Below are 19545 nucleotides of genomic sequence, written 5' to 3' on the forward strand. Positions count from 1 at the left end.
CCCTTTTCAGACGGCATTTTGTCCCAACACCGCCAACACCGCCGCACCGTAACGTGCGGCTTTTTCTTCGCCTACGCCATATACGGCGGCAAGCTCCGCCAAACCTTCCGGCTGTTTGGCGGCAATGGCGCGCAGGGCGGCTTTGCTGAGAATGCGGTAGGGTTCGGACTGTTCGTGTTTTGCCGTTTCGCCGCACCATCGGATCAGAGCGCGCATCAGGCGGCGTTTGCGTTTGGCGGCTTCATCGATGCCGTCTGAAAACGGACGGCAGACGGCGAGGATGTCCCGTCCGTATTTGGCGGCGCGTACGCTGCCCAAGCCGTGCACGCCTTCGAGGTCGGTTTCGGTTTCGGGCGTGGCGGCAAGCATATCGGCAAGGCTTTCGTCGGAGAGGACGGAATGCAGGGCGCAGTTTTCCGTCCTTGCCCGTTCATACCGCCAGGCTTCGAGTTTTTGACGCAGTTGTTGTTCGCGTTCGGTTTGAGGACGGATGACGGCATCGTGGCTGAAGCCGGCGGCGTTGCGGCAGACTTTGAGTATGCCGTGTCCGAAACGGTCGATTTTGGCTTCGCCCAAGCCGTAGATGTCGTGCAGCCCGTTGAGGTCTTGCGGCATTTTTTCGACAAGGTCGCGTAGGGTTTTGTCGCCGAAAATCATATAGGCGGGGATGCCTTCGGCTTCTGCCTGTTTCATACGCCAAACGCGCAATGCCTGCCACAGGCGTTCTTCTCGTTCGGTACGCAGCCAGTTGTCTTTGAGGGTGCGGACGGCGGATTTATTGCGCTTGAGCGGACGCAGCATCACTTCGGTTTCGCCTTTGAGGACTTTTTTGGCGGCTTCGGTCAGTTGCAATGCCTGATATCGGGCAATGTTGACGGTGAGGTAGCCGAGGCTGATGCACTGGCGGATGACGCTGCGCCATTCTTTGTCGGACAACTCCGTACCGATGCCGAAGGTGGACAGTTGTTCGTGCCGGTTGCCGCGTATCCAATCGTCGCTTTTACCGCGCAAAAGGTTGGTGATGTAACCGGCGGCAAAGCGTTGTCCGGCGCGGTACACGCAGCTGAGTAATTTTTGCACCAACACCGTGCCGTCAAACCGTACGGGCGGATGCAGGCAGTTGTCGCAATGGCCGCAGGGTTCGGATTCTTCGCCGAAATGTTTGAGCAGCAGTACGCGGCGGCAGGCGGCGGTTTCGCAGACGGAAAGCATGGCATCGAGTTTTTGCATTTCGATTTGCTTTTGCACTTCATCGCTGTTGCCTTCGGCAATCCGTTCGCGCAGCAACACCCAATCGTTCAAACCGTAACACAGCCAGCTCACGGCCGGCAGCCCGTCCCGGCCGGCGCGCCCCGATTCCTGATAGAAATGTTCGACACTTTGGGGCATATCGAGATGGGCGACAAAGCGCACGTCGGGTTTGTCTATGCCCATGCCGAACGCCACGGTCGCCACCACAATAATATTGTCTTCATGCGTAAAACGGCGTTGGTTTTCCTCGCGTACGTCCATGCTCAAACCGGCATGATACGGAATCGCGTTTAATCCGTTTTCACGCAAAAACTGCGCCACATCTTCCACCTTTTTGCGGCTTAGGCAATACACAATGCCGCTTTGTCCCGCCATTTCTTTGCGGATGAAATCCAGCAGTTGCTTTTTGCCGTTGTTTTTTTCGATAACCTGATAATAAATATTCGGGCGGTCGAAGCTGGAGACAAATTCGGGCGCGTCGTCCAAGTGCAGATAATGCTTGATGTCGGCACGCGTGGCCGCATCGGCGGTAGCGGTCAGGGCGATGCGCGGGACGTTCGGATAGCGTTCGGCAAGGATGCCGAGCTGTCGGTATTCGGGGCGGAAATCGTGTCCCCATTGACTGACGCAATGCGCCTCGTCAATGGCAAACAGGCTGACGGTTTGTTGGTCGAGAAAACGTAAAAAGCGGTCGGTAACCAAGCGTTCCGGCGCAACATAAAGCAGTTTCAGACGGCCTTGGGCAAGCTTGTCGGCAATCTCGCGCGCCTCATCTGCCGATGTGCCGCTGTTGACTGCCGCCGCTTCGATGCCGGCGGCGTGCAGGTTTGCCACTTGGTCGTTCATCAGCGCAATCAGCGGCGATACGACAACCGCCACGCCTTCGCGCATCAGCGCGGGAATCTGGTAACACAAAGACTTGCCACCGCCCGTCGGCATCAGCACCGTCAAACTGCCGCCGCCTGCCAAAGTATTGATGACAGCCTCCTGCCTGCCGCGAAATTCGGGATAGCCGAATACTTCGTGCAAAATCTGTTTGGCGGTGGGTCGGTGCGTCATTGTTCCGTGTCCGGTAAAGGGTGTTGGTCGGTCGGCGGCAATATGCCGTCTGAAATCGGGATTTAGAAGAGTTTGCCCACTTCCGCCTCAATATCGCCGGCACGCATGAACGTTTCGCCGATCAGGAAGGTGTGCACGCCGCGCGACCGCATAAATTCCACATCCGCCTTACCCGTAATGCCGCTTTCGGTAACGACGGTTTTGCCTTCCAGCGCGGGCAGCAGCGACAGGGTTTGGTCGAGGGAGACTTCAAAAGTCCGCAGGTTGCGGTTGTTTACGCCCCACAGCGGCGTGGTCAGGTTGCGGCATTTTTCCAATTCGGTTTCGTCGTGCAGCTCGAGCAGGACGGTCATGCCCAATTCGTGCGCCACCGCTTCAAAGCGTTCCAATTGTTCCTGTTCCAGTGCGGCGGCAATCAGCAGGACGGCATCCGCCCCCCATGCGCGCGCTTGATAAACCTGGTATTCGTCGATGATGAAGTCTTTGCGCAGCACGGGCAGTGATACGGCTTCGCGCGCCTGTTTGAGGTATTCGGGCGAACCTTGGAAATAGGGTTCGTCGGTCAGTACGGACAAACACGCCGCCCCGGCGTTTTCATAGGCGCGGGCAATCTCGGCAGGGCGGAAGTCGGGGCGGATTAGCCCCTTGCTCGGGCTTGCCTTTTTGATTTCGGCAATGACGGCGGGCAGGTTTAGGCGGTGTTTGCCGCGTATCGAATCGATGAAGCTGCGGACGGGTGGCGCGTTTTCGGCAAGCGTGCGGATGTGTTCGGGGGAAACGGCGGCTTTTTGGGCGGCAACTTCCTGTGCTTTGGTGGCAAGGATTTTATTGAGGATGTCGGTCATATCGTGTTCCGTATTTGTCCGGGGAAAGGGGGAATATTAGCATCAAACCGTTAACGCCTGTTTGTGCGGAAGCTGTCGAAATAGGACAGGACGGTCTGCGGCAGCCATTGCAGGTGCAGCCTGCCGCCGGTGCTGCTGACAAAGCCGACATGACCACCGTGTGCAGGTTGGAACAGGGTAACGGCTTCGGACACTTCGTCTGCGCGGGGCAGCGCTTCGGGCGGCAGGAAGGGGTCGTTGGCGGCATTGAGCAGGAGCAGCGGTTTGGCAACGTGTTTGAGCAGCGGTTTGCAGGAAGTTCGGCGGTAGTAGTCGTGCCGGTCGGCAAAGCCGTGCAGCGGTGCGGTGAAGCGGTCGTCAAACTCACCCAGTGTTTTGCACCCTGCGGCAAATGCCGTCTGAAAACCTTGGAGCGACCGTGTTTTGGGTATCAGGGTGCGGAGGAAGTAGCGCGTGTAGAGCAGCCGCGTGATGCCGCTGTCGAAGCGTCTGCCTGCCGCCTCTGCATCGACGGGGGCGGAGATGGCGGCGGCGGCTTGCGGCAGCGCGTTTTCGCCCTGTTCGCCCAAATATTTTGCCAGCGCGTTGCCGCCCAGCGATACGCCGACGGCGTATATTTCCCGGTAACGCGCGGCGAGCGTGTCCAAAGCAAAGGCGATTTCGGCAGTATCGCCCAAGTGGTAGAACACCGGGGCGGTGTTGGCAATGCCGCCGCAGCTGCGGAAATGGACGACTGCGCCGTGCCAACCGCGATCGCGTACCGCAAGCATCAGTTCGACCGCGTAATGGCTGCCACTGCCGCCCTCCAAACCGTGAAACAGCACGACCAGCGGCGCATCGGGCGAAATGCCGTCTGAAAAGTCGTAGGCGACTTTGGTTTTACCCGTGCTGTCGGGAAGCAGCTCGCGGCGGTATGCAGGTGCGGGGCGTTGCAGGAATTTGGCGGCAATCGTGTCGGCATTGCCGTTGCGGAGGAAAAACGGTGTGTCCGGCGGTGTCAGAATCATAAGGTATCGGTTTTTCTGTTTTCAGACGGCATTGATGATGCGGCAGCCCGTCCGGTCGGTGCGGACGCGGGGGATGCGCGCCCGAATATAGGCGCGGAAAAAGCGTTTTCCGAAAAAGGATATCGGCATCGGTCAGCTTTCCACGCGTTTGAAATGGCGCGGACGGAAGCCCAAAGCCGCCAGAGATGCGAAATACAGTCCGCCGCCGACGGCAATCAGGATGCAGAGCTGCCCCGCTTTCCGCATTCCGCCGGCGTGTGTCCAGTCGAACGGCAGCCAGATTTGGGCGGCATACAGGCCGCCTCCCATCATGGCGAGCGAGAGCAGCATTTTTGCTAAGAACGCTGCCCAACCCTTGCCAGGTTGGTAAATACCGTGTTTGCGCAACAGGTAAAACAATAATCCGGCATTGATACACGCGCCCAGACCGATGGCAAGCGAAAGTCCGACGTGTTTCAGTGGGCCGATAAAGGCAAGGTTCATCAACTGCGTGCAGATGAGCGTAAAGATGGCGATTTTAACGGGCGTTTTGATGTTTTGCCGCGCATAGAAGCCGGGTGCCAACACTTTAATCATGATCAAACCGATTAAACCGAAAGAATAGGCAATCAGCGCATGTTGTGTCATCTGCGCGTCAAACAGCGTGAATTCGCGGTACATGAACAAGGTTGCCACCAGCGGGAACGACAACACCGCCAGTCCGACCGCCGCCGGCAGCGTCAGCAGCATGCACAGGCGCAAACCCCAGTCGAGCAGGGCGGAAAACTGTTCCGTATCTTGGTTTGCCGAGTGTTTGGACAAAGTCGGCAGCAAAATCGTACCGAGTGCCGCCCCCAGCACGCCGCTGGGCAGCTCCATCATGCGGTCGGCGTAATACATCCATGAAACGCTGCCCGATTGCAGATAAGACGCGAAAATCGTGTTAATCACCAAAGAAATCTGCGCCACGCTCACGCCCAAAATCGCAGGCGCCATCTGTTTCATGACGCGGTTGACCGCCGCATCTTTGAAATTCAGTTTGGGCAGTTTCAAAAAACCCAGTTTTGCCAGCCAGGGCAGTTGGAAGCCGAGTTGCAAAATGCCGCCGACAAAGACCGCCCATGCCAGTGCGGTAACGGGCGGATCGAAATACGGCACGAAAAACAGCGCGAATACGATAAACGACACGTTCAGGAACGTGGGCGTAAACGCCGGAATGCTGAATTTATGATAGGAATTAAGTACCGAGCCGACAAAAGAGGAAAGTGAAATCAATAAGATATAAGGAAACGTAATCCGCAGCAAATCGATAGAGAGCTGAAATTTGTCGGCATCTTTGGCAAAACCGGGTGCGGAAACATAAATTACCCAAGGCGCGGCAAGTATGCCCAGCGCGGTAACGATGACCAGTACAAACGACAGCATCCCCGCCACATGGCGGATAAAAGCCTCCGTCGCCTCTTTAGAACGCGTTTCCTTATATTCCGCCAGAATCGGCACAAACGCTTGGGCAAACGCCCCCTCCGCAAACACGCGGCGCAGCAGGTTGGGCAGTTTGAACGCGACAAAAAACGCATCCGTCGCCATGCCTGCGCCGAATGCCCGCGCAATGACCGTATCGCGCACAAATCCCAAAACGCGCGACACCATCGTCAGGCTGCCGACTTTTGCCAAAGCTCCAAGCATATTCATCATTGTTCCTCAACAGTCGTACCCGTTTGGGGCAACGGCGCGTATTGTACGACAGAAACCGCTTCAGACGGCATAGGGTTTGATGCCGTCTGAAGCGGTTTCCCGAAACGAAAGCTTCCTTTTCCGGCGGCAAACTGTATCAACACGCGGAAATGCAATAAAATAGCCGGATTCCGATTGATTTCCAATCATCCATTTCCAACATCACGGAGAGCCGTATGAAATCCAGACACCTCGCCCTCGGCGTTGCCGCCCTGTTCGCCCTTGCCGCGTGCGACAGCAAAGTCCAAACCAGCGTCCCCGCCGACAGCGCGCCTGCCGCTTCGGCAGCCGCCGCCCCAGCAGGGCTGGTCGAAGGGCAAAACTACACCGTCCTTGCCAACCCGATTCCGCAACAGCAGGCAGGCAAAGTCGAAGTGCTCGAATTTTTCGGCTACTTCTGTCCGCACTGCGCCCACCTCGAACCGGTTTTGAGCAAACACGCCAAGTCTTTTAAAGACGATATGTACCTGCGTACCGAACACGTCGTCTGGCAGAAAGAAATGCTGCCGCTGGCACGCCTTGCCGCCGCCGTCGATATGGCTGCTGCCGAAAGCAAAGATGTGGCGAACAGCCATATTTTCGATGCGATGGTTAATCAGAGAATTAAGCTGCAAGAGCCGGAAGTCCTCAAAAAATGGCTGGGTGAACAAACCGCCTTTGACGGCAAAAAAGTCCTTGCCGCCTACGAATCTCCCGAAAGCCAGGCGCGTGCCGACAAAATGCAGGAGCTGACCGAAACCTTCCAAATCGACGGTACGCCCACGGTTATCGTCGGCGGCAAATATAAAGTCGAATTTGCCGACTGGGAATCCGGTATGCACACCATCGACCTTTTGGCGGACAAAGTGCGCGAAGAACAAAAAGCCGCGCAGTAAGCCTATCTGAAAAATGCCGTCTGAACCCGATTTCAGGTTCAGACGGCATTTTTAGTTTCAAGCGTTCGGAGGGCTGTTTCTTAGAACGTGAAACCCGTTTCCAGTTCTTCATCGCCGACCAAATCGACCAGCAGCGCGTAGAGCGGGGCGAGTTCGGCATAACGGCGCGATACGCGGCGCAGATAGTTTAAGAAACGCGGAATTTCGGGACGGTATTTGTCTTTGCCGTCGCGGTAGTACAGGCGTGCGAAGATGCCTGCAACCTTCAAGTGCCGCTGCACGCCCATCCATTCGAACCAGCGGTAAAACTCGTCAAACGCTTCGGGGACGGGCAGGCCGGCAGCCCGCGCCTTTTCCCAGTAGCGGATAACCAAGTCCAAGACAAATTCTTCTTCCCATTCGATAAAGGCATCGCGCAACAGCGACACCAAATCGTAGGAAATCGGGCCGTAAAGCGCGTCTTGGAAGTCTAAAACGCCCGGCCTGCCGCGCGTCAGCATCAGGTTGCGGACGATAAAGTCGCGGTGCACATAGACTTTGGGCTGCGCCAACAGGGGCGGCAGCAGCGTATCGACAGTCTGCTGCCAAAGTTGGCGTTGTTTGAATGTTAATTTGCGTCCCAATTCTTTTGCGACAAACCATTCCGGGAACAGGTTGATTTCGCGCAGCATCGTTTCACGGTCATATTCGGGCAAAACCCCTTCACAGCTTGCCTTCTGCAATTCGACCAGCTCGCCGATGGCCTCCAGCAGCAGCGCTTTGTGCGCCGTTTCGCCCTGTTCCTGAAGCATCGCGGTTAAAAACGTCGTATTGCCCAAGTCGTTCAATACCACAAACCCCAAATCCGCGTCCGCGTGCAATATCTGCGGCACATTGACCATGTCAAACAGTTTCTGCACTTTCAAATAAGGTGCGACACTCATCTTGTCGGGCGGCGCATCCATGCAGATGACGCTGCTGCCGTCTGAAAACGTTGCACGGAAATAGCGGCGGAAATCAGCATCCGCCGCCGCAAAGGCCAGTTCGAAACTGCGGCCGGGATAGACGGTCTGAAGCCAATTTTTCAGTTCGATTTGTCGTTGCATAACAGTACTAAAGCATTTCAGGTTACAATAAACGCTATTCTAACTGGCAAACCGACCTGAGGGGCAATTTTGGCTCGTTTATTTTCACTCAAACCACTGGTGCTGGCATTGGGCTTCTGCTTCGGCACGCATTGTGCTGCCGATACCGTTGCGGCGGAAGAGGCGGACGGGCGTGTCGCAGAAGGTGGCGCGCAGGGCGCGTCCGAATCCGCACAAACTTCCGATTTGACCCTCGGCTCGACCTGCCTGTTTTGCAGTAACGAAAGCGGCAGCCCCGAGAGAACCGAAGCTGCCGTCCAAGGCAGCGGCGAAGCATCCATCCCCGAAGACTATACGCGCATTGTCGCCGACAAGGTGGAAGGGCAGTCGCAGGTCAAGGTACGCGCGGAAGGAAGCGTTATCATCGAACGGGACGGCGCAGTCCTCAATACCGATTGGGCGGATTACGACCAGTCGGGCGACACCGTTACCGTAGGCGACCGGTTCGCCCTCCAACAGGACGGTACGCTGATTCGGGGCGAAACCCTGACCTACAATCTCGAGCAGCAGACCGGCGAAGCGCACAACGTCCGCATGGAAACCGAACAAGGCGGACGGCGGCTGCAAAGCGTCAGCCGCACCGCCGAAATGTTGGGCGAAGGGCATTACAAACTGACGGAAACCCAATTCAACACCTGTTCCGCCGGCGATGCCGGCTGGTATGTCAAGGCAGCCTCTGTCGAAGCCGATCGGGAAAAAGGCATAGGCGTTGCCAAACACGCCGCCTTCGTGTTCGGCGGCGTTCCTATTTTCTACACCCCTTGGGCGGACTTCCCGCTTGACGGCAACCGCAAAAGCGGTCTGCTCGTTCCCTCCCTGTCCACCGGTTCAGACGGCATTTCCCTTTCCGTTCCCTATTATTTCAATCTCGCCCCCAACTTCGATGCCACCTTCGCCCCCGGCATTATCGGCGAACGCGGCGCGGTTTTTGACGGACAGATCCGTTACCTGCGTCCCGATTACAGTGGACAGACCGACCTGACCTGGCTGCCGCACGACAAGAAAAACGGCAGGAACAACCGCTATCAGGCGAAATGGCAGCACCGGCACGATATTTCCGACACACTTCAGGCGGGTGTCGATTTCAACCAAGTCTCCGACAGCGGCTACTACCGCGACTTTTACGGCAGCGAAGAAATCGCCGGCAACGTCAACCTCAACCGACGCGTATGGCTGGATTACAGCAGCAAGGCGGCTGGCGGCATTTTGAACGTCGGATTGTCGGCACAAAAATACCAGACGCTGGCAAACCAAAACGGCTACAAAGACAAACCGTATGCCCTGATGCCGCGCCTTTCCGCAGATTGGCATAAAAACGCAGGCAGGGCGCAAATCGGCGTGTCCGCACAATTTACCCGCTTCAGCCACGACAGCCGCCAAGACGGCAGCCGCCTCGTCGTCTATCCCGACATCAAATGGGATTTCAGCAACAGCTGGGGCTACGTCCGTCCCAAACTCGGACTGCACGCCACCTATTACAGCCTCAACCGCTTCGGCAGCCAAGAAGCCCGACGCGTCAGCCGCACTCTGCCCATCGTCAATATCGACAGCGGCATGACCTTCGAACGCAATACGCGGATGTTCGGCGGCGGAGTCCTGCAAACCCTCGAGCCGCGCCTGTTCTACAACTACATTCCTGCCAAATCCCAAAACGACCTGCCCAATTTCGATTCGTCGGAAAGCAGTTTCGGCTACGGGCAGCTCTTCCGCGAAAACCTCTATTACGGCAACGACCGCATCAACGCCGCCAACAGCCTTTCCGCCGCCGTACAGAGCCGGATTTTGGACGGCGCGACGGGGGAGGAGCGTTTCCGCGCCGGCATCGGTCAGAAATTCTATTTCAAGGATGATGCGGTGATGCTTGACGGCAGCGTCGGCAAGAACCCGCGCAGCCGTTCCGACTGGGTGGCATTCGCCTCCGGCGGCATCGGCAGCCGCTTCATCCTCGACAGCAGCATCCACTACAACCAAAACGACAAACGCGCCGAGAACTACGCCGTCGGTGCAAGTTACCGTCCCGTACAGGGCAAAGTGCTGAACGCCCGCTACAAATACGGGCGCAACGAAAAAATCTACCTGAAGTCCGACGGTTCCTATTTTTATGACAAACTCAGCCAGCTCGACCTGTCCGCACAATGGCCGCTGACGCGCAACCTGTCTGCCGTCGTCCGCTACAACTACGGTTTTGAAGCCAAAAAACCGATAGAAATGCTTGCCGGTGCAGAATACAAAAGCAGTTGCGGCTGCTGGGGCGCGGGCGTGTACGCCCAACGCTACGTTACCGGCGAAAACACCTACAAAAACGCCGTCTTCCTCACCCTGCACCTGAAAGACTTGAGCAATGTCGGCAAAAACCCCGCAGACAGGATGGATGTCGCCGTTCCCGGCTACATCCCCGCCCACTCTCTTTCCGCCGGACGCAACAAACGGCCCTGACCGTCGGAAACCCGGCAGGAGCACCGTTCCTGCACAAGACGGCATTCCACCGACAACCCCAAACCCGCCATCAAAGGCAGGATTCAAAAGATAAGGAAAGAATGATGAAAATCAAAGCCCTGATGATTGCCGCCGCATTGCTGGCAGCAGCCGATGTCCACGCCGCACCGCAAAAGGCAAAAACCGCACCTGCCAAAGCGGTCAAAGCTGCCGCCACGGCGCAAAAAGAAGCCGCACCCGCACAACAGCAGGGCGGTATCCGCTTTTCAGACGGCATTGCCGCCGTTGCCGACAACGAAGTCATCACCAACCGCCGGCTTGCCGAAGCCGTTGCCGAAGCCGAAGCCACCCTGCCCAAAGACGCACAGATAAGCGAATCCGAGCTGTCCAGACAGGTGCTGATGCAGCTGGTCAACCAATCCCTGATCGTACAGGCGGGCAAACGCCGCAACATTCAGGCAAGTGAGGCAGAAATTGCCGCCGTCGTCGCGCAAAACCCCTCGCTTAAAAACCTGTCTGCCGAACAACGCCGCGAGCTTGCCGACAACATCATTGCCGAAAAAGTCCGCCAGCAGGCAGTGATGCAAAACAGCCGCGTGAGCGAAGCTGAAATTGACGCCTTCCTCGAGCAGGCGCAGAAACAAGGCATCACACTGCCCGAAGGCGAGCCGATGCGCCAATACCGCGCCCAACACATCCTGATTAAGGCCGACAGCGAAAACGCCGCTGTCGGTGCAGAAAGCACCATCCGCAAAATTTACGACCAGGCTCGCAACGGCACGGATTTCGCAGGTTTGGCACGCCGATATTCCCAAGACGAGAGCGCGGGCAATGGAGGCGATTTGGGCTGGTTTGCCGACGGCGTGATGGTTCCCGCCTTTGAAGAAACCGTCCGCAGCCTCAAACCCGGCCAAGTCAGCGCGCCCGTACGCACCCAGTTCGGCTGGCACATCATCAAGCTGAACGAAGTACGCGAGGCCGGCACGCCTCAGGAACGCGTCCGCAACGCCGTGCGTCAGTATATTTTCCAACAGAAGGCGGAGCGTGCGACCGCCGACCTGTTGCGCGACCTGCATTCCGGCGCGTACATCGACATCCGCTGAAACGGTTTGAATCAAAAAGCCATACCGATCGGCAAAAATCCGGGCGGTATGGCTTTTTTGAATTTCAAGTTACTTTTACACCGTCATTCGTCATTCCCGCGAAAGCGGGAATCTAGGACGTAGAATCTAAAGAAACCGTTTTATCCGATAAGTTTCTGTGCCGAAGGGTCTGGATTCCCGCTTTCGCGGGAATGACGGCATATCGGTTTCCGTGCGGACAGACCTAGACTCCCATTTGCGCGGGAATGACGGCATATCGGTTTCGGTGAGGACAAACCTAGATTCCCATCTGCGCAGGAATGACGGGATTTTAGATTGCGGGTATTTATCAGGAATGACGATTTAAAAGTTGCCTGAAACCTAAAAGCAACTGAAACGCAAAAACCAAATCCGCGCCTGCTGGGGAATGATGAAACAAAGAAGGCAGAAGTAAGGAATCAGGATTTTTTCCTTGAATCTGCGAAAATTATTCAGTAATTGAATGTTATTGTTTTACAATGCAGGCTTACGGTTGGGAAGCATATTTTCCGCATAAGTTGGAAAATGGCTGATTAATCGTAATTTCACGCTTTCTATTATATTAAACATAGGAATTTTAATGATGAAAAAATTATTGGCACCATCAGTGCTTTCCCTGCTGGTAATCGCGGGGGGTAGTTTCTAGCTACTCGCTTGCAGCGACGAATTCTAATGAGACTTCGGTTGTTGCAACAAATGACGGAAAAACGGCAGATGCTGAAAACAAAAAACTGAAACGCGGTTTGGCGGCACAAGCCGCGTTAAGCGGTTTATTCCAACCCTACTCTGTCGGCAAGGCAAACGTTACCGCCGCTGTGGGCGGTTATCGGTCGCAATCCGCATTTGCCGTCGGTGTCGGTTACCGTTACAACGAAAAATTTGCAACAAAAGCAGGATTTGCCTTTGCACCCGGCGGCGGTGTGGCTTATCACGCCGGTGTCAATTTCGAATGGTAAGTGCCTCTAAATATTTAGCGGTAAAACATACGCTTATTAAACGGTAAGCGTGCAGGCAATGCCGTCTGAAACCTGAAACAGGCTTCAGACGGCATTTTGACGCACGAAATCGGCAGATATGACGGAAATAGGCAATACCTATCTTGTCATTTCAAAATTTCAAAATCACGGCGTTATCCGAAATCATAATCATCTCTCCGCTGTCATTCCCGCGCAGGCGGGAATCTAGGACGCGGAATCTAAAGAAACCCTTTATCCGATAAGTTTCTGTGCCGAAGGGTCTGGATTCCCGCTTTCGCGGGAATGACGATTTAGAAGTTACACGAAACTCAAAAAAAAACGAAACCAAACGAACCGGATTCCCGCTTTTACGAGAATGACGGGATTTTGGGTTGTGGTAATTTATCGAGAAAACAGAAACCTCTATGCCGTCATTCCCGCACAGGCGGGAATCCGGTTATTCAAAACCGCAGAGATTTATCCGAAGCAATAACAATCTTTCCATCGTCATTCCCGCGAAAGCGGGAATCTAGAAACGAAAAGTAACAGGAATTTATCGGGAATGGCTGGAGTTTAAAGGACTGGATTCCCGCTTTCGCGGGAATGACGGCGCATAAGTTCCCGTGCGGACAGACCTAGATTCCCACCTGCATGGGAATGACGGGATTTTAGATTGCGGGTATTTATCGGGAATGGCGGTTTGGAAGTTCACTGAAACGCAAAAACAACGGAAACCCAAAAAACCGGATTCCCGACTGTGGGAATGATGAGATTCGGGTTTCTGTTTTTGCCGGAGTTTGCCGCATCACGGCTTCAGACGGCATTGCCTGACGTTTGCCCGGAGGGTGCGGCTGCCTTGATGTAGTTGAGCGAGACAAACTGCTTCTCGGCATCTAATTCAGTGATTTTGAACAATGCCTGCGATTTGGGCAGTGCGTCAAACGGAATACCGGTCGCGCGGGTTACCAGCGGCAGGCCTTCGATGCGGACGAGGTCTTCTTTCAGAATCGTCGCGGTCAGTTCGCTGATGCCTTGCTGTTGCAGGTAAACCAGACTCCAGTAGGCTTCCATTTGGCGTTGGAAGTCGGCGTAGGCTGTATAGGCGGCATCGAAGTCGCGCAGCGCGGCGAAAAGCTCGGCATCGCTGTTTTGATACAGCGGCTCGGCAGAGTCGTCTATCAGGCTGATCAGCTGCTTTTGGTTGATGTAGTCGGCGGCGCGGCGCAGCGGCGAGGTAAACCAGCCGTAATGTTGCACGCCCATGCCGATGTGCGGCTCAGATTTGGTACTCATGCGCACTTTGCCTGCCGGTTGGACGCGGAAAAGGCCGGGCAGCTCGTTTTCGTCCAGCATTTGCGCCCAAGTGCTGTTGGCCAAAATCATCATCTCGCTGACCAGCGTATCGATGGGCGAACCGCGTTCGCGGCGGACGACGGAGACTTTGTCTTCTTCATCCAATTCGATGCTGTAATCGTATTGCGGTGCGCGGTCGGGTTCGTATTTGCCGCGCGCTTTTTGCAGGGTGATGGAGAATTGGTGGAACCAAATCAGGTCTTGATGATGGGCGAACATCATTTCGCCGGCTTCGTCCAAGCCGGCTTCGGCGTTGAAATGCGGCTCGATGGTTTGGATGCGCAGGTTTTCGGCGATGTTGACGGCTTCGATTTTACAGGTCGGTTCGCCGGCGTTGAACTCGCCGTCCACATCGAAATAAATGCTGACGGCAGGGCGGTGTGCGCCTGCATCAAGGCTGAACGCGGCAATCCAGTTTTCGGGCAGCATCGTGATTTTGCCGCCGGGGAAATAAACCGTGCTCAAGCGTTCCATGATGTTTTTTTCCATTTTGTCGCCTTGTTTAATGGCAAGCGACGGCGCGGCGATGTGGATGCCGACGCGTTTTATGCCATTGCCCAAATCGGTCAGGCTTAAGGCATCGTCCACTTCGGTAGTCGATTCGTCGTCAATGGAAAAGGCGGTAACGTCGGCTTTGGGCAAGTCGGGCATTTCAGGAAGCGGAAGGTCGGGGAAGCCTGTTCCTTTTGGGAAATATTTGATTTCAAACCCGTCTTGCAGGTATTGGGGTATGGACGTAATGCCGCCCGTTTTTTTCGCCAGTTCGTAGGCGGAGGTTTTCAGCGCGTCGGCGGCTTTGGTAAAGGCTTTGTAGGTTAGCGACTGCTTGTCGGGCGCGTGCAGGATGGTTTTCAAATCCGCCGCGATTTCAGACGGCATCTCGCCGCGTTTCAAGGCTTCCGCCCAAGCGTCGATTTGCGCGTCTTGTTGTTTTTTGCGTTCGATGGCGGCAAGCGCTTGTTTTAAGGTTTCTTCGGGCGCGGCTTTGAACACGCCTTTGGCTTTTTTGTAGAAATACATCGGCGCGGCGTACAGCGCAATCAAAGTCGCCGCCAGCTCGGTTTTGGTCGGCGCATGGCCGTAATATTCTTCGGCGATGGCTTCGGCGGTAAATTCCTCTTTGCCGCATACTTCCCACAATAAATCGGTGTCGATGTCCGCCGCCTGTGCCTGCGCGTTTTCCAAAAACGCCGCCATATCGCCGTCGAACTCGGTAAAGACGTTGTTCGCCTTCACTTTGGTGCGTTTGCCGTGTGGGGTATCGACTTGGTAGGTAGCGTCGTTTTTTTGGACGATGGCGGCGACTTTGAATTGGCCGGATTCTTCGTAAAAAATATTCATTTTTCGGATTTTTCTGTGGAAACTCAAGCGGGCGATTTTAGCAGATTACCGAAAATGCCGTCTGAAAAAGGTTGGGGGAGGGTTGGCGCGGCTTTGCGGTGCTTGCGTTATAGTGGATTAAATTTAAACCAGTACGGCGTTGCCTCGCCTTGCCGTACTATTTGTACTGTCTGCGGCTTCGTCGCCTTGTCCTGATTTAAATTTAATCCACTATACGTTTTTGACGGGGTACAATCGCCGTTTTTAAACGGAGGACGGAATGGAGAATGTAAACCCCGTGCCGGAACAGGCGCGTTACGAAGCGGAACGGCGGCAGGCGGAAGAGGCGTTGGCGGGCGTGTTTCCGGCAGTCAGTATCTTCGGCAGCGCGCGCACGCCGCAGAATCAAACGGATTATGCGTTTGCCTGCCGTCTGGCGCGGCGGCTGTCGGATTTGGGCATTGCTGTCATTTCGGGCGGCGGGCCGGGGATTATGGAGGCGGCAAACAAGGGCGCGTTTGCCGGAAAATCGGTTTCGGTGGGGCTGAACATTGTCCTGCCGCACGAGCAGAAGCCGAATCCGTATCAGGACATCGCCTTACGCTTTTCCCGTTTTGCCGAACGCAAGGCGGTGTTTTTCCGCTATTCCCAAGCATATGTCGTGATGCCGGGCGGCTTCGGGACGCTGGACGAATTGTTTGAAATCCTGACCTTGGTGCAGACGGGCAAAGTGCCGCCGCGTCCGGTCGTTTTGGTTGGAAAGGCGTTTTGGTCGGGCTTGGCGGAGTGGATAAACGCGCAGCTTTTGGCGCGCGGTCTGATTTCTGAAGGGGCAGCCTCTTTGTTCGCCATATCGGACGACGAAGATGAAATCGTTGCGTATCTGTCGGAACACGGGCTTCAGACGGCATAGCGTCCCGAGAGTGATGTATAATTGCAAACAATTTAACAATTTTTGATGTCTTTTCCGAACAGGATGCCGATATGATCAACCCCATCGCCTCGCTTTCCCCTTTAGACGGCCGTTATGTCCAATCCGTTGAAGCATTGCGCCCGATTTTTTCAGAGTACGGCCTGATGAAGGCGCGCGTCAAAGTCGAATTAAACTGGCTCAAAGCCCTTGCCGCCGAGCCTAAGATTGCAGAAGTTCCTGCTTTCAGCGATTTTACGCTTGCCGAAATCGACACGGTGATTGAAAACTTTTCATTGGAAGACGCGGCCGCCGTCAAAGCCATCGAAGCCACGACCAATCATGATGTCAAAGCCATCGAATATTGGCTGAAAAAACGTTTTGCCGAAGTGCCGGAAGTCGCCGCTGCCAGCGAGTTCATCCACTTTGCCTGCACCAGCGAAGATATCAACAACCTGTCCCACGCCCTGATGCTGCAAGAGGCGCGCGAAACCGTCATCCTGCCCAAACTTGCCGAAATTATCGGCAAACTCACCGCTATGGCGCACGATCTTGCCGCCGTCCCGATGATGAGCCGCACGCATGGCCAGCCCGCCACGCCGACCACTTTGGGCAAAGAAATCGCCAATGTCGTGTACCGCCTGCAACGCCAGTTCAAAAACCTGCAAGCGCAAGAATTCCTCGGCAAAATTAACGGCGCGGTCGGCAACTACAACGCCCACATGGTCGCCTATCCCGATGTGGATTGGGAAGCACACTGCCGCAACTTCGTCGAAATCGGTCTCGGTCTGACCTTCAACCCCTACACCATTCAAATCGAGCCGCACGACTATATGGCGGAGTTTTTCCAAACCCTCAGCCGCATCAACACGATTCTCATCGACTTTAACCGCGACGTTTGGGGTTATATTTCATTGGGTTACTTCAAACAAAAAGTCAAAGCGGGCGAAGTCGGCTCTTCCACCATGCCGCACAAAGTCAACCCCATCGACTTTGAAAACTCCGAAGGCAACCTCGGTATGGCCAACGCCGTATTGGGCTTTTTGGCGGAAAAACTGCCGATTTCCCGCTGGCAGCGCGACCTGACCGACAGCACCGTCCTGCGCAATATGGGCGTGGGCGTGGGCTATGCCGTGTTGGGTTTTGCCGCCCACCTGCGCGGTCTGAACAAGCTCGAACCCAACCCTGCCGTGCTTGCCGCCGATTTGGATGCCACTTGGGAGCTGCTCGCCGAGCCGATTCAAACCGTAATGCGTCGTTACGGCGTGGCCAATCCTTACGAGAAGCTGAAAGACCTGACGCGCGGTAAAGACGGCATTACGCCCGAAGTGCTGAAAGGCTTTATCGGATCGCTGGAAATCCCTACCGAAGCCAAAGCCAAATTGCTTGAGCTGACCCCCGCGTTGTATGTGGGCAAGGCTGAAGCGTTGGCGAAACGGATTTGAGCGTTTACTGAAACCGATGCCGTCTGAACGCGCGTTCAGACGGCATTTTTAAGATAACGGGACATACGGGGGCGATATTTATGCAAGCTGTCCGATACAGGCCGGAAATTGACGGATTACGGGCTGTCGCCGTGCTATCCGTCATTATTTTCCACCTGAATAACCGTTGGCTGCCCGGAGGATTCCTGGGGGTGGACATTTTCTTTGTCATCTCGGGATTCCTCATTACCGGCATCATTCTTTCTGAAATACAGAACGGTTCTTTTTCTTTCCGGGGTTTTTATACCCGCAGGATTAAGCGGATTTACCCTGCCTTTATTGCGGCCGTGTCGCTGGCTTCGGTGATTGCCTCTCAAATCTTCCTTTACGAAGATTTCAACCAAATGCGGAAAACCGTGGAGCTTTCTGCGGTTTTCTTGTCCAATATTTATCTGGGGTTTCAGCAGGGGTATTTCGATTTGAGTGCCGACGAGAACCCCGTACTGCATATCTGGTCTTTGGCGGTAGAGGAACAGTATTACCTCCTGTATCCCCTTTTGCTGATATTTTGCTGCAAAAAAACCAAATCGCTACGGGTGTTGTGCCACATCAGCATCATCCTGTTTTTGATTTTGACTGCCTCATCGTTTTTGCCAAGCGGGTTTTATACCGACATCCTCAACCAACCCAATACTTATTACCTTTCGACACTGAGGTTTCCCGAGCTGTTGGCAGGTTCGCTGTTGGCGGTTTACGGGCAAACGCAAAACGGCAGACGGCAAACAGAAAATGGAAAACGGCAGTTGCTTTCATTACTCTGCTTCGGCGCATTGCTTGCCTGCCTGTTCGTGATTGACAAACATAATCCGTTTATCCCGGGAATTACTTTGCTCCTTCCCTGCCTGCTGACGGCGCTGCTTATCCGGAGTATGCAATACGGGACGCTTCCGACCCGCATCCTGTCGGCAAGCCCCATCGTATTTGTCGGCAAAATCTCTTATTCCCTATACCTGTACCATTGGATTTTTATTGCCTTCGCCCATTACATTACAGGCGACAAACAGCTCGGACTGCCTGCCGTATCGGCGGTTGCCGCATTGACGGTCGGATTTTCCCTGTTGAGCTATTATTTGATTGAACAGCCGCTTAGAAAACGGAAGATGACCTTCAAAAAGGCATTTTTCTACCTCTATCTTGTCCCGTCCCTGATACTGGTCGGCTATAACCTGTACGCGAGGGGGATATTGAAACAGGAACACCTCCGCCCGCTGCCCGGCGCGCCCCTTGCTGTGGAAAATCATTTCTCGGAAACCGTCCTGACCCTCGGCGATTCGCACGCCGGACACCTGCGGGGTTTTCTGGATTATGTCGGCAGCCGGGAAGGGTGGAAAGCCAAAATCCTGTCCCTCGATTCGGAGTGTTTGGTTTGGGTGGATACGAAATTGGCAGACAACCAGCTATGTCGAAAATACTGGGATGAAGTTGAAAAAGCCGAAGCCGTTTTCATTGCCCAATTCTATGATTTGAGGATGGGCGGACAGCCCGTGCCGAGATTTGAAGCGCAATCTTTCCTGATACCCGGGTTCCAAGCCCGATTCAGGGAAACCGTCAAGAGGATTGCCGCCGTCAAACCCGTATATGTTTTTGCGAATAATGCATCAATCAGCCGTTCGCCCTTGAGGGAGGAAAAATTGAAAAGATTTGCCGCAAACCAATACCTCCGCCCCATTCAGGCTATGGGCGACATCGGCAAGAGCAATCAGGCGGTTTTTGATTTGATTAAAGATATTCCCAATGTGCATTGGGTGGACGCACAGAAATACCTGCCCAAAAACACGGTCGAAATACACGGCCGCTATCTTTACGGCGACCAAGACCACCTGACCTATTTCGGTTCTTATTATATGGGGCGGGAATTTCACAAACACGAAAGCTTGCTCAAGCATTCACACGGAGGCGCATTGCAGTAGCCTGCCTTCTTGTCGGATATCGCCTTTGGCGGGTTTGCCCTTCGGGGCGGCGGCTTTTATAGTGGATTAACAAAAATCAGGACAAGGCGACGAAGCCGCAGACAGTACAAATAGTACGGCAAGGCGAGGCAACGCTGTACTGGTTTAAATTTAATCCACTATATTTTGCCGTTTTGAGGCC

13 protein-coding genes and 1 pseudogene are annotated in these 19545 nt (G+C 54.8%); 7 read left to right on the plus strand and 7 right to left on the minus strand.

Annotated elements, in window-relative coordinates:
- Window positions 1–6: 6 nt before the first annotated feature.
- The 4 genes from recQ to murJ all read right to left on the minus strand — a co-directional run bounded on the left by recQ (window position 7) and on the right by murJ (window position 5833).
- Window positions 7–2310, minus strand: a complete 2304-nt coding sequence (gene recQ, locus Q3O06_RS01625; protein WP_301817283.1) for a DNA helicase RecQ — start codon at window positions 2308–2310, stop codon at window positions 7–9.
- Window positions 2311–2372: 62 nt separating this feature from the next.
- Window positions 2373–3155 carry an indole-3-glycerol phosphate synthase TrpC gene (trpC, locus tag Q3O06_RS01630; RefSeq protein WP_301817284.1) on the minus strand — a complete coding sequence of 261 codons (783 nt, stop codon included), beginning with the start codon at window positions 3153–3155 and terminating at the stop codon, window positions 2373–2375.
- Window positions 3156–3205: 50 nt separating this feature from the next.
- Window positions 3206–4162 carry a YheT family hydrolase gene (locus tag Q3O06_RS01635; RefSeq protein ID WP_301817286.1) on the minus strand — a complete coding sequence of 319 codons (957 nt, stop codon included), beginning with the start codon at window positions 4160–4162 and terminating at the stop codon, window positions 3206–3208.
- 132 nt (window positions 4163–4294) lie between these two features.
- Window positions 4295–5833 (minus strand): murein biosynthesis integral membrane protein MurJ, encoded by a 1539-nt coding sequence (gene murJ, locus Q3O06_RS01640; protein ID WP_301817329.1) that lies wholly within the window; start codon window positions 5831–5833, stop codon window positions 4295–4297.
- Window positions 5834–6051: 218 nt separating this feature from the next.
- Here murJ and Q3O06_RS01645 point away from each other — a divergent pair, with 218 nt between their 5' ends.
- Window positions 6052–6750, plus strand: coding sequence for a thiol:disulfide interchange protein DsbA/DsbL (locus Q3O06_RS01645; protein WP_301817287.1), 699 nt, complete (start codon window positions 6052–6054; stop codon window positions 6748–6750).
- A gap of 80 nt (window positions 6751–6830) precedes the next feature.
- Here the strand turns inward: Q3O06_RS01645 and amgK are convergent, their stop codons facing one another.
- On the minus strand, window positions 6831–7835 hold the full coding sequence (amgK, locus tag Q3O06_RS01650; protein WP_301817288.1) for an N-acetylmuramate/N-acetylglucosamine kinase AmgK: 1005 nt from the start codon (window positions 7833–7835) through the stop codon (window positions 6831–6833).
- A 69-nt stretch (window positions 7836–7904) separates the two neighbouring features.
- On the opposite strand from amgK, the gene Q3O06_RS01655 reads away from it, so the two are divergent.
- The 3 genes from Q3O06_RS01655 (at window position 7905) to Q3O06_RS01665 (ending at window position 12387) form a co-directional block, all read left to right on the plus strand.
- A complete protein-coding gene (locus Q3O06_RS01655; RefSeq protein ID WP_301817289.1) occupies window positions 7905–10310 on the plus strand; it encodes an LPS-assembly protein LptD in 2406 nt (801 codons plus the stop codon).
- 104 nt (window positions 10311–10414) lie between these two features.
- Window positions 10415–11413: a peptidylprolyl isomerase gene (locus Q3O06_RS01660; RefSeq protein WP_301817331.1), complete on the plus strand. Its 999-nt coding sequence runs from the start codon at window positions 10415–10417 to the stop codon at window positions 11411–11413.
- Window positions 11414–12174: 761 nt separating this feature from the next.
- A complete protein-coding gene (locus tag Q3O06_RS01665; protein ID WP_301817290.1) occupies window positions 12175–12387 on the plus strand; it encodes a YadA C-terminal domain-containing protein in 213 nt (70 codons plus the stop codon).
- Between the two features lie 813 nt (window positions 12388–13200).
- Here Q3O06_RS01665 and Q3O06_RS01670 read toward each other — a convergent pair.
- Both Q3O06_RS01670 and Q3O06_RS01675 read right to left on the minus strand, forming a co-directional pair.
- A complete protein-coding gene (locus tag Q3O06_RS01670) occupies window positions 13201–15081 on the minus strand; it encodes a ribonuclease catalytic domain-containing protein (protein WP_301817291.1) in 1881 nt (626 codons plus the stop codon).
- A 110-nt stretch (window positions 15082–15191) separates the two neighbouring features.
- A pseudogene (locus Q3O06_RS01675) lies at window positions 15192–15305 on the minus strand (IS5/IS1182 family transposase); the annotation flags it as partial.
- Window positions 15306–15340: 35 nt separating this feature from the next.
- Here Q3O06_RS01675 and Q3O06_RS01680 point away from each other — a divergent pair.
- From Q3O06_RS01680 to Q3O06_RS01690, 3 genes are all read left to right on the plus strand, one after another.
- Window positions 15341–15973 (plus strand): LOG family protein, encoded by a 633-nt coding sequence (locus Q3O06_RS01680; protein WP_301817293.1) that lies wholly within the window; start codon window positions 15341–15343, stop codon window positions 15971–15973.
- A gap of 71 nt (window positions 15974–16044) precedes the next feature.
- A complete protein-coding gene (gene purB, locus Q3O06_RS01685) occupies window positions 16045–17415 on the plus strand; it encodes an adenylosuccinate lyase (protein WP_301817294.1) in 1371 nt (456 codons plus the stop codon).
- A gap of 80 nt (window positions 17416–17495) precedes the next feature.
- Window positions 17496–19364, plus strand: coding sequence for an acyltransferase family protein (locus Q3O06_RS01690; RefSeq protein WP_301817295.1), 1869 nt, complete (start codon window positions 17496–17498; stop codon window positions 19362–19364).
- Window positions 19365–19545: the final 181 nt, after the last annotated feature.

The organism is Neisseria maigaei (assembly GCF_958267405.1).
Taxonomy (GTDB): domain Bacteria; phylum Pseudomonadota; class Gammaproteobacteria; order Burkholderiales; family Neisseriaceae; genus Neisseria; species Neisseria bergeri.